Origin of the sequence: Paenibacillus sp. JJ-100, from assembly GCF_948329825.1 — a bacterium.
Taxonomy (GTDB): Bacteria; Bacillota; Bacilli; order Paenibacillales; family Paenibacillaceae; genus Paenibacillus.
Window position 1 is genome coordinate 244,341 of sequence record NZ_CAOJCM010000002.1, and the last position, 12,049, is coordinate 256,389.

The 12,049-nt window shown below is 42.5% G+C and carries 10 protein-coding genes; all 10 read right to left on the reverse strand.

Annotated features, from left to right (window positions below; all coding sequences use genetic code 11):
- Nucleotides 1-56: 56 nt before the first annotated feature.
- The 10 genes from PQG66_RS07710 to hfq all read right to left on the reverse strand — a co-directional run bounded on the left by PQG66_RS07710 (nucleotide 57) and on the right by hfq (nucleotide 11,774).
- Nucleotides 57-503, reverse strand: coding sequence for a DUF5412 family protein (locus PQG66_RS07710; RefSeq protein ID WP_272036969.1), 447 nt, complete (start codon nucleotides 501-503; stop codon nucleotides 57-59).
- A 329-nt stretch (nucleotides 504-832) separates the two neighbouring features.
- Nucleotides 833-1,666, reverse strand: coding sequence for a hypothetical protein (locus tag PQG66_RS07715; RefSeq protein WP_272036971.1), 834 nt, complete (start codon nucleotides 1,664-1,666; stop codon nucleotides 833-835).
- A gap of 366 nt (nucleotides 1,667-2,032) precedes the next feature.
- On the reverse strand, nucleotides 2,033-3,361 hold the full coding sequence (gene glnA, locus PQG66_RS07720) for a type I glutamate--ammonia ligase (RefSeq protein ID WP_272036973.1): 1,329 nt from the start codon (nucleotides 3,359-3,361) through the stop codon (nucleotides 2,033-2,035).
- A 134-nt stretch (nucleotides 3,362-3,495) separates the two neighbouring features.
- Nucleotides 3,496-3,906, reverse strand: a complete 411-nt coding sequence (locus PQG66_RS07725; RefSeq protein ID WP_272036975.1) for a MerR family transcriptional regulator — start codon at nucleotides 3,904-3,906, stop codon at nucleotides 3,496-3,498.
- An 82-nt stretch (nucleotides 3,907-3,988) separates the two neighbouring features.
- Nucleotides 3,989-5,242, reverse strand: a complete 1,254-nt coding sequence (locus PQG66_RS07730; protein WP_272036978.1) for a methionine gamma-lyase family protein — start codon at nucleotides 5,240-5,242, stop codon at nucleotides 3,989-3,991.
- 83 nt (nucleotides 5,243-5,325) lie between these two features.
- Entirely contained in the window at nucleotides 5,326-6,612 is a 1,287-nt protein-coding gene (gene hflX, locus PQG66_RS07735; protein WP_272036979.1) for a GTPase HflX, read from the reverse strand.
- 115 nt (nucleotides 6,613-6,727) lie between these two features.
- The gene (locus PQG66_RS07740; RefSeq protein WP_272036982.1) at nucleotides 6,728-7,699 is read right to left on the reverse strand and encodes an AAA family ATPase; all 972 of its coding nucleotides are present in this window, start codon (nucleotides 7,697-7,699) and stop codon (nucleotides 6,728-6,730) included.
- Between the two features lie 114 nt (nucleotides 7,700-7,813).
- Nucleotides 7,814-8,377: a DUF402 domain-containing protein gene (locus PQG66_RS07745; protein ID WP_272036984.1), complete on the reverse strand. Its 564-nt coding sequence runs from the start codon at nucleotides 8,375-8,377 to the stop codon at nucleotides 7,814-7,816.
- 318 nt (nucleotides 8,378-8,695) lie between these two features.
- The gene (locus tag PQG66_RS07750; protein ID WP_272036986.1) at nucleotides 8,696-11,365 is read right to left on the reverse strand and encodes a transglycosylase domain-containing protein; all 2,670 of its coding nucleotides are present in this window, start codon (nucleotides 11,363-11,365) and stop codon (nucleotides 8,696-8,698) included.
- Nucleotides 11,366-11,531: 166 nt separating this feature from the next.
- Nucleotides 11,532-11,774 (reverse strand): RNA chaperone Hfq, encoded by a 243-nt coding sequence (gene hfq, locus PQG66_RS07755; protein ID WP_090916826.1) that lies wholly within the window; start codon nucleotides 11,772-11,774, stop codon nucleotides 11,532-11,534.
- Nucleotides 11,775-12,049: the final 275 nt, after the last annotated feature.

Below are 12,049 nucleotides of genomic sequence, written 5' to 3' on the forward strand. Positions count from 1 at the left end.
AGGTTGCCCTAATTTATAGGACAACCTCTTTTTGTCTCACTCGTTCACTTTTGCAGTCATACTCTTGAATGTGTTATGGGAGCTAATCGCTTCACCTTCTGATCTATTAAGATCTGACTTGATGTTATCTTCTCTTCTTTCCGACAATCATAGACATCATCAGGGACAACTAGTTTTATACCATTTATGGAAACGACCTCATTACTTTCCCAGCTAATAAAAGCTTTTTCAGCCTTATATTGAAAATATATTGTTTTATTTGGATTTGAACCCTCATTGTACTGGAGCTCACATAGAATAGATAATGAAGTGGTTGCTCCAGCGTTAGAATGCATTACCTTTATCGTATATTTACCATCTGGTGAAACTGACTCTGAAATAATTTCCCCTCTAGGGATCCTCTCTAAATCGTAGTACCAGTTCCACAACGATACACTTCCAATAACTATTATGAAGACTAGAATCCCACTTATCCAAAAAGCCTTATTCTTCTTGTTTCTCACTCGATCCCTGTGCCTCCAGTCTCTACAGTCTCTACTTGTATTGATATTCGCTACTTTTTAATATAATTGCAGGTACAATTCTTCAACATTCTTTTAATTTACTTGAAAACCTTTTTTCGTCATTGAGACTGGACATGAAAGAATATTTGTACTTTAGAACATACTTGTTTACTACAGAACTGTTTCGTTCCATCCCATTTATTAAACCACAAAAATAAGGCTACAAAAGGAACGCTCAATCATATGACGCATGTGCAATGCAGCTGTGCGTTCCATTCGTGCCTTTTTCTATGCTTTTACTATTCCAGTCTTTAATTGAAAACCACGATTTAGTTAACAAACAGTTGTGGCAACAACTTGTCGAATTTAACTTTATGTTTATTTAATATTTTATCAACCTCTTCTGCTATCTTCTTCGCCCCTACTTCATATTCTTTAATGGCTTTCTCTTCAACAATATTACCATTTTTCCTTTTATTAGTTTTGTACTCATTTACTTGCGGCAGTACGTCCATGTTATATTCATGTCCAATCATTTTTTCATTCCCTTTAGCATCTCGTGTGGTAACTGTGAGGTACTGATACTCTTTATTCTCAATCATCTTGGAGAAAGTCCCTGATTGAAAATTGAACTTATCTGTTTGGACAATAATCTCACTTACTGAACTATTATAACTAAACACAATATCTTTGTTGGAGTACATACCCACAGTGTAACCTGATACAAAATTGTTATTTTTAAATGTACCTTCATTAATTTCATCAAATTGATTCCCATCATGGAATGCTCTCACGTTGTCACGGTAAAACCCTTCACCGTTCATCTTGTCATTAGACCATTTTCCGATGTACGTAGTCGTTCTCACATTATCTAGTTCTCCCATGATGCTATCCATGTAGCTCTCACTATAGTCCTTGACTATATACTTACCTATTCCTGATCGTTTACCATTAACCCAATCTCCTGAATAGGTCTTGTTCTTACCCCATTGGGCTGTTCCTTTTCCATGAGGCTTACCATTTTTGACTTCTCCATAGTAATTGCCTCCGTTTGAAATCTTTAAAGACACCTTTTTTGATGCCGCTTGAGTTTCATTAGTACTTAAAGTAAAACCTAGTGCTAGGATCAGCATCAAACACAATACACTTTTAAACCATCTCAATTTACTGCAACTCCTCTATGTATATTATGGGTAAATTGTCCCATATCATTATATCGACAATATATTAATTTTCAATAGAAGAATTAGAAAAGGTGAGAAGAGGTTGCTTGAAGCTGAAGCTGATATAAAATTCGTAAAAAGCAATTGGGTATAGCAGCATTCAAATTACATCGGATGTATATGCCCAGCTTTGTTCTAAAATCCAGAAAAATAGCATGGATAAGTTCGATGTTTACAATAAACCAATCCTTCAAGATTAGAATTTTTGTGAGCATTTTGATCGCACTCTCGTATTATTTCAACTAGTAATGATTTTTTCCCAAAAAGAAAAACCCCTCACGCCAGGTGGCGCAAGGGATTCAGCTATTAGTACAAAGTAATATATTGATCGCGTTCCCATTGGTGAACTTGTGTACGATACATATCCCACTCGATTTCTTTCAATTCGTAGAAGTGAGCCAATGCGTGGTCGCCGAGAGCGTCGCAGATTACTTCGTTGCGAATTAATTCGTTCAGCGCTTCTTTCAAGTCTGCTGGCAAACTTGGGATACCTTCTTCCACACGCTCTTCTTCAGACATAATGTAGATGTTGCGATCGATCGGAGCTGGCAAGGAAAGCTCACGCTTGATGCCATCCAATCCCGCTTTCAACAGAACAGCCAAAGTCAGATAAGGGTTAGCCGCTGGATCCGGGTTACGAACTTCAACACGTGTACTTAAACCACGGGAAGCCGGTATGCGAATCATCGGACTACGGTTACTCGCAGACCATGCCACATAGCAAGGCGCTTCATAACCAGGAACGAGACGTTTGTAAGAATTCACAGTTGGGTTAGTAATTGCTGCAAATGCACGTGCATGCTTCAGGATACCTGCCATGTAGTGACGTGCCGCTTTACTAAGTCCCAGTTCGTCTGACTCATCAACAAACGCATTAGTGCTGCCTTCAAACAAAGATTGGTTACAGTGCATACCGGATCCGTTCATCCCAAACAACGGTTTAGGCATAAAGGTAGCATGTAAACCATGCTGACGTGCAATTGTTTTTACAACGAGTTTGAATGTTTGAATCTGGTCCGCAGCTTTTAAAGCATCTGCATATTTGAAGTCGATCTCGTGCTGACCAGGAGCAACTTCGTGGTGGGAAGCTTCGATCTCAAAGCCCATCTCTTCAAGCGTGATGACGATATCACGACGACAGTTTTCACCAAGATCTGTTGGCGCTAGATCAAAGTAACCACCTTGGTCATTCAGTTCGGTTGTTGGAATACCTTTTTCATCTGTTTTAAACAAAAAGAATTCCGGTTCTGGTCCAACATTAAAGGAGGTATATCCCATATCTTCCGCTTCCTTCAATGCACGTTTCAGAACATTGCGCGGATCTCCAGGGAACGGATTCCCGTCTGGCAAATACACGTCACAGATCAAACGAGCTACGCGATTTTCGGAAACCCATGGGAAAATAAGCCACGAGTCAAGATCCGGATAGAGGTACATGTCGGATTCTTCAATGCGTACATAACCTTCGATGGAAGATCCGTCAAACATCATTTTGTTATCCAAAGCCTTAGTTAACTGGCTAACAGGAATCTCAACGTTTTTGATTGCTCCCAACAAGTCAGTAAATTGTAGTCGAACGAATCGTACGTTTTCTTCTTTGGAAATGCGGAGAATATCTTCTTTTGTATAACTCATGATTCCTCTCCCTTTCTTATCTGTTTATTTGGCTTGCATGTTATATTTGTACATTAGAATATACTACGGGTCAAGGAGTCTGACATCAGAAGTATGAAAACTACTTACCCGTCTTGATTAGGACGAAACAACTATTATTTGTTAAAAAAACGAGAAAGTTCACCTTGAATAAGTGAAACCTGACCAGGTCTTTTACCGGAGACAAGTTGTTGCTTCAGCAAACGATGCAGTTGCGTATCGGACAACTCTCTGCGTTTAACTTCCGTATCTGGTGTAATTACCGTTGCTTCTTCAGATTCTTTTGATACAGGATTCATTACTTGCTTGATCCCTGCGATATTAACTCCTTTTTCGATCAGAGCTTTAATCTCTAGCAGTCTCTCAACATCATTAAATGAGAATAAGCGCTGATTACCTGAAGTTCTGGCAGGAACAATAAGGTTGTGCTGCTCATAATAACGAATCTGTCTTGCGGACAGGTCAGTGAGCTTCATAACAATACCAATCGGGAATAAGGCCATATTTCTACGAATTTCGTCGCCCATCTTCATCAACCTTCCAGTCATCTATTCTTGACCCTATTGTACATTTAGTTTTTGCACTGTGTCAATGATGTGTTAGATAAACTCACAGTAAATTGCGATCTTTCATCGCTTGTAATGCCATCAAAACTCCATATTTAACATGGGAGTAAGTTAAGCCACCTTGCATATATCCGATAAAAGGCTCACGAACAGGTGCATCTGCTGATAATTCCAAACTTCCTCCCTGAATAAACGTACCTGCTGCCATAATAACAGGATGCTCATATCCTGGCATGTCCCATGGCTCAGGAACTACGTGGCTGTCCACAGCTGCTGCCTGCTGAATACCCTGTACAAATGCGATCAAATGCTCCGCAGAACTGAATTGTACTGCCTGTATTAGATCTGTACGCGGCTCGTTCCATGCAGGCTTGGTTACAAATCCGGAGGCCGCAAACATCGCTGCAGCAAAAACACTTCCTTTAACGGCTTGTCCAACGATCGTTGGAGCCATGTAAAGCCCTTGGTATATACCACGAGTTGTTCCAAGCATGGCACCCACTTCGCCCCCAATGCCGGGTGCAGTCAGACGATATGCCGCAAGCTGGACGTATTTGTCCTTACCGCATATGTACCCTCCTGTTTCGGCGAGCCCACCACCTGGATTTTTGATCAGCGAACCTGCCATTAGATCTACACCCACCTCAGTAGGCTCACGTTCCTCTGTAAATTCACCATAACAATTATCCACAAACACGATAACGTCTGATTTCAGTGCCTTGACACGTGTCACCATATCCGCAATTTCAGCGATCGTAAAAGAAGAACGCCAGTCATAACCACGTGAACGTTGAATACCTATAACCTTTGTCGCCGGAGTGATCTGCTTCTCGACCGCTTCCCAATCAATTTCCCCTGCCGATGTTAGTTCTGTTTCAGCATACCCGATACCAAAATCACGAAGCGAACCTGTACCGTCTCCAGGATGGCCAATTACTTTATGTAATGTATCATAAGGCTTACCTGTGATGTATAACAGTTCGTCACCAGGACGCAGTACACCAAACAGAGCTGTGCTGATGGTGTGTGTCCCCGACGCAAAATGAGGACGCACCAGCGCAGATTCTGCACCAAATACATCCGCATATACTTCATCCAGCACTTCTCGTCCACGATCGTTATAGCCATAACCTGTAGACCCTGCAAAATGAAAATCACTTACCTTTTTCCGCTGAAATGCATCAATGACCTTCCATTGATTGTGATCCACAATACGATCAATCTCTTTCAAACGCCCTTCAATTTGATGTTCTACCTGTTGTTGAAGTTCTACAATAGTTGAATCAAAACTTGCCAATTGCTTCATTCCCCTTTACTACACGAAACTGAGGTGAATTAATCAGTTTCGTGTCAACTTATCACATTTATATGTCATGAATATTACAACTCAATGAAATCTTCAAGTAAATAATTAAACTTTTCATACTCCCCTTTTTGCAGCTCAACTTGGTAAATGACATCATTCTCATCGTATTCTGTACCAACAACGTCACCAATTTTGTAAAGTACCGATGTTAGATCGCCACGCTCGGCTGGTATACGGAATTTTTTTGTATCTCCTGTCAGTTCAGCTTGTATCAATTCACGTACCTTGATCAAATCTACTTCATCCAGCGCACTTATTTTGATATGTTTTTTATCCAATGGAAGCATCTCCAGCTGCTCTGGTGAACAAGCATCTTTCTTGTTATAAAGCACAAGCTGAGGCTTGTCTCCGGCACCAAGCTGTTGCAAAATCTCATTAACCGTGTGCATTTGATCTTCTCGCATCTCGGATGATGCGTCTACAACGTGCAAAATTAAATCTGCCTCATTGACTTCTTCCAGTGTGGCACGAAAAGCAGCAACCAGATCATGAGGTAGATTCTGAATGAACCCTACAGTATCTGTGAGCACAATTTCTTTACCGCTTGGAAGTTCCATCGTACGTGATGTCGGGTCCAGTGTAGCAAACAGCTGATCCTGGATGTATACATCGGCTGACGTTAACTGCTTGAGCAGTGTTGATTTACCCGCATTCGTGTAACCTACGAGAGCCACCTGAATAATGCCTGTTTTTTTACGACGTTCTCTGTGCAGTTTTCGATGACGTGTGACTTCTTCAAGATGACGTTTCAAATCATCAATACGCCCGCGGATATGCCGACGATCAGTCTCCAGTTTGCTCTCACCAGGACCTCTAGTACCGATGCCGCCGCCGAGTCTTGACAAGTTTTTTCCATGACCGGACAAACGCGGAAGCAAGTAGCTATGCTGCGCCAGCTCTACCTGTATAATCCCTTCTCGTGTGCTAGCACGTTGAGCAAAGATATCGAGAATCAATTGTGTACGATCTATAATTTTCAAATCCAAAGCCTCTTCAAGATTTCGAACCTGTGCCCCCGACAATTCTTGATCAAAAATAGCTGTCGTTGCCCCGAGTTCATCAGAGACTAGACGCAATTCTTCAACCTTACCTTTACCAATAAACCACTTCGTATCCCGCGTTTCTCTGTTCTGGGTTAGTACACTTAGTACTTCAACTCCTGCAGTTTCAGCAAGCTTCACAAGCTCTTGCAATGAATATTCGTGATTAATACCTGAACGCTTTACCTCATCAGTGACCAGGCTGACCAGTATGGCACGATCTTTCTTCGTTGTATCAGTGACGTGTGTTCCATTTGTCATCTATGCATTCGCTCCTTTTTTCATATCATTTTAGCCTTAAAACCTAAATTTTCCAATAGCATGGCTAAAGCCGAACCGGTTAAACCGGTCGGCTTTGTTGAAAGGTTTTCCTCGTTTACTTTCGTTCAAACTTCAAATCCTCAGTACGAATGGTCATCAGCTCCAGCTTCCCAGGACTTCCATCCGAGTACTGCTCTAACAAACGAACAGCCTGATGCCTGATCGATCTCTCAATAGCATTCCTTACGTACCTAGCGTTACTGAATGCGTGCAACGAATCATTCTTTTCCTGTAGAAGATGCTGCTTTAATTTGAGTATGGTCTGTGGCATCAAAATATAATCACGCTCTTTGGCCATCATTTCAGAGATTTGAATCAACTGGTCAATCGTATAGTCTGGAAATTCAACCTGGATTGGAAAGCGAGATGGTAATCCCGGATTCGTCTGTAGAAAGAAATCAATCTCTTCCGAGTACCCCGCCAAGATCAGAATAAACTGGTTTTTATGATCTTCCATCGATTTTACCAGTGTATCAATGGCTTCCTTACCAAAATCCTTTTCCCCACCACGAGCCAGACTATAAGCTTCATCAATAAATAAAATGCCACCGAGTGCTTTCTTGACCAAATCTCTGGTCTTCTGTGCGGTATGCCCAATGTATTCGCCTACAAGGTCGGCACGCTCTACTTCAATAAGATGACCTTTGTTGAGCACACCCATCTTCTGAAACATTTTGGCAACAATTCGGGCTACTGTCGTTTTTCCCGTTCCAGGGTTGCCTTTGAAGATCATATGATACACGTGAGCACCACTAAGCAGACCTGCCTCAGAGCGCATCTGTGCAATCTGAAGAAAAGCATAAATTTCAAACACGAGTTCTTTAATATTTTCGAGTCCAACCAGTTGTTCGAGCTCACCTTGAATCTCTTGAAAGTGGGCATGCTTCGTTATACTTTTGGCCGTTTGTACCGAGAGTGCTTCTTCTTTTGTAAGTATTTGAGGCTCCTGGTTACGCAATACCACATTAATTTGTCTGGATGGTCTGCCTCCCGATTGCCCTCCTGCAGCCATGACCCGTCCGTTCATTCGCCATCACCTCTATTTTATCGGGCTGTTCTCTCCTGATTATTAATGTATTCTATCAGGTGTCCAGATATTAGAAGGATGTACATGAAAAGTTTTAGTTCGAAATACTTATTTTTAGACTTGAATATTCTTTCGAAATTCACCATTCTCGAATAACGTCTGTCTATGTTTCAGAGATAGTTGAAAGTATGGAAACACATGAGCATCAATTGCGTGCAGCAATTCCTTCGCTGTTTTGTTCGCGAGATCATAGTCTCCTGTCGTAATATGCTTCCGAGACAAGGCATCCTCAAGCTCATCCTCATCTAGCAAAAAGATCTCTCCATCTTTGAGTACAACGACATCCAGGTACAGATCGTCAAACCATGGAACCCCCTGATCTGTAATACCCTGGCTACGGCATGTATCAATATACCACTCGACAATCCGCTGGTGATCATCGAACATGGCTGTGACGACAAAGTGCTCTCCCTTCGGATAATACTGAAGCCAAGAATACCCTTTGTCCGCAATACAAAATGTGGTACCTCCATAGGTTTTCCACAAAGGTTCTTTCAAATCCTGTATGGTGTATAACGTAATGTAACCTGTAAAAATTTTGGATTGAACGAACCGGCATGTAAACTGTCGGTTCGTAATCCGGCGCCAGTTTGCGCGATCCCCGAATTTCCGTTTCATACGAACCCCTCTTTGCCGACTGCAGATCCGTGATCTGCATTTAGATTGGTGAACAATTATACGCCTGTTAGAGAGCCGCTCCAAGCAAGTCTGCTCTACAAAACGTATTACGAATAGCTACAGCTTACCATATTTAATCAATACACTCAAAACCAAGCCCTTTATATTTCCCTTTATGGTTACATATGTGTCACATCGGATTATTCTCGGATTACTTGTCACCCTTATGTACATAAAAAAGCTGCTTCACCGGAGAACCGGGGAAGCAGCTTCAAGAAATATATAACTTATATTTTATTTATAGGGTATTTACTCTTTTCAACCTCCTGGTGGCGTGGACTGAACCTCCGTTCCTCCGTTCTCTGGACTGGTTCCTGTTTCCGGTGGAACGATCTGCCCTGGCGTTGTTATCGTATCATCACTCGAGCCTTCGCTACCGGGATCTGTCGTTCCTTGATCAGGCGGACTAAGGCCTCCATCTGGCTGTCCTCCATCGCCAGAACCGGCTCCTCCATTATTTCCGTTGCCGTTGCCATTGCCGTTGTTTCCATTATTTCCGTTGCCGCTATTCCCGTTTCCATTTCCGTTATTACCATTCTCGCTTCCATTGCCGTTGTTACCATTTGGATCACCGTTATCCACTCCGCCATTATCCGGATTATCCATATCTGGCATTTCAGGATCTGTGCCTATATCCGGATCTGGTTGCTGCGGATCGACCTCCTGTGCTTCAATCATCAGCGAGATTGTATTCGTCGGGCTGGTCTCTTGTCCAGTTGCCGCATCATAAGCTGTTACATAATATTCATAGGTGAGACCAGGTAATGCACTTAAATCCTGCGCACTTGTTGATCCGACAGAATCAATTAGATGTGTGAATTGAGCTTCCGAAGTTTCCTTCCGATACACACGATACGTTGTGTTCGCATCTCCTGTTCCCGTCCAGCTGAGTGATACGGTTTGCGAAGCAGGATCATAGGACCCATTCAATCCACTAACTGAAAGTGAAGGCTGTTGCGGCTCTTGTACCGGAGGAGGTTTCTGTCCGCCAGCAGGCGCTTTGAAATCTTTCACAGGTACACCTTTTAACGCATCCCCCATCACTCTGGCAAAAAACAATGCTGACAGCTTACTGCTGTTTTTCAACATGTGATTCGCATCAGGATTGTCATACCCCATCCAGACTGCGGCCGTCCATTCTGGCGTATATCCAACGAACCAAACGTCTCGGTTGGATCGGTTACCCGCAATACCGCTCTGTACTGTTCCAGTCTTCCCTGCCACTGGTCGATCCAGACGAGCGGAACGTCCTGTACCATCATTCACTACATTTTGCAGCATTTTGGTCAGGTCGTACGCATTCTGTTCACTCATCACTCGTTTGGTATCAGATTTATCGTGTTTATAGATCGTTTTACCCGTACTATCCTTAATCTCTTTGATAGAGTAAGCCTGCCGGTACTCACCTAGATTAGCGAATGCGCTGAACGCCTGAGCCATTTCAAGTGTATTCGTACCTTTGCTCAGCCCTCCAAGAGCGATGGCCAGGTTTTTATCCTCTTCTGTCATCTGAATGCCTACACTTTTGGCAAAGTTAAAACCTGCATTCACACCGATTTGATCGAGCAACCAAACCGCCGGAATATTTTCCGATTTTTTAACCGCATCGGTCATGCTGATTGTGGATGAGTATCCATGCAGGTTACTTGGACAATAGTCACCAAAACATTGTTTGGCATTACTGAGCTGTGAGTTCGGATTGAACTTCCCACTCTCAAGCGCAGGAGCAAAAGATACAATCGGCTTGAACGCTGAACCTGGTTGTCTACGGCTCTGCGTAACACGGCTATACCCTTTGGTTTGATAATCACGTCCGCCGAGCAAGGCAACAAGACTGCCATTCTCATGATTCATAATGACCATTGAACCCTGAACCTGCTGTTCTCCGCTGCTCGCTTCAAACATACTGTCATCCGCGAACGCATTCTCCATAGCGGTTTGAGCCTGTGCATCCATCGTTGTATAAATTTTGTATCCGCCAATGTTAAGATCGTCTTCTGTCATGCCTGTTACACGTTCCGCTTCACGTAAAACATAATCGATGAAGGCTTGATATTTTCTCTCTTTCTTCGGCGGGGTATAGTTGTAATCCACAGCTTTCGCTTTGTTCATCTCAGCTTCACTAATGTAACCCTGCTCATACATCAATTGAAGAACAACTGCACGACGTGCTTTCGAATCATTCGGGTTGCTGAGCGGGTTGTATGCTGACGGTCCTTTAGGCATAGCAGCCAGTGTAGCAATCTCCCATAACTCCAGATCATTCAAATCTTTCTTTCCAAAGTAAAACTCCGATGCAGCCTTGATCCCATAACGCTGGTGACCAAAGAAAATTCGATTCAGATACATCGTCAAAATTTCATCCTTGGAAAATTTACGTTCCAGCGCCATCGCAATCGATACTTCGGTCGCTTTTCGGAAGAAGGTTTTATCACGTGATAGAAACATATTTTTGGCCAATTGTTGGGTTAACGTACTGCCGCCCTCAACCATGGAACGAGCCATAATATCTTTCACGGCCGCACGACCGATGGCCCAGATATCCACGCCCTGATGTTCATAGAAACGTTTATCCTCAGTTGCAATAAATGCTTCCTTGACCAGTTCTGGAATATCATCGGATTCTACAGGTTCCAATTTTTGAATGGACAGCTCACCTATAATATTGTTGTTACGGTCATATACTTTGGATGTCTCATTAATTGTCGTTTTATCCATATTGGCTGTGAGCAGACGTTCTCCGCTAATTAAGATAAACAAATATCCGCCCAGCGCACAGAATATGGCCACCGCCATAGTGAAAAACAAAGTCCATCCAACGCGTCTCCCCGTAATTTTTTTCTTTTTAGATTTCTTGGGTTTCCCTTTTGGGTTGGATTTGTTATTGGTGTTTCGGTTATTAGACCTGGATAACGGATCGTTTGGCATGTTACCTCCTGACTCCCTTTCAGTTGCATGTTTTCTATTTCTCTGGTTAGCACAAACTTATAAAAGCCTAATTTGCCCGGAATGAAAAGAACAACCCTTATTAGGTTGCTCTGTTTCAATACCTATACATGTAGACGAAATGTTTGATGAAAAGGTTTCGGATTTTTTAAGCTTCGCCGCCGTTGTCTTGCTGCATCAGCGATACGCTGCGTTGCGGCGTGAACGTGGAGATCGCGTGCTTGTATACCATTTGCTGGCGTCCGTCGCTATCAATGACGATCGTGAAATTGTCAAAAGCCTTGATTGTCCCACGGATTTGAAAGCCATTAGTCAAATAGACCGTAGCCGGAATGTTTTCTTTCCGCAGTTGGTTCAAGAACGTATCTTGGATGTTAATGGACTTGTTCATTAGCCGTACCCCCATTGGTTCATTTGAATTCTTAGTTTAAGTCATATTCAATATCGCTGAGTAGCTTTCGTGCTATTATATCATGAATAGTTTCATATAATCCACAAAAACCCCATGTCCCTGTTTGGCCATCCTTATCGGTGAGGCATTTCAAGCAGGAGACTCATACATTATACACTGCCTTTCAAATTTGCAAAAGAGGAACAAATTCTACGAAAAGCACAGGTGACCAAACAAACTCTCATAAGTTTTATGTAACATAACCTAGTCATATC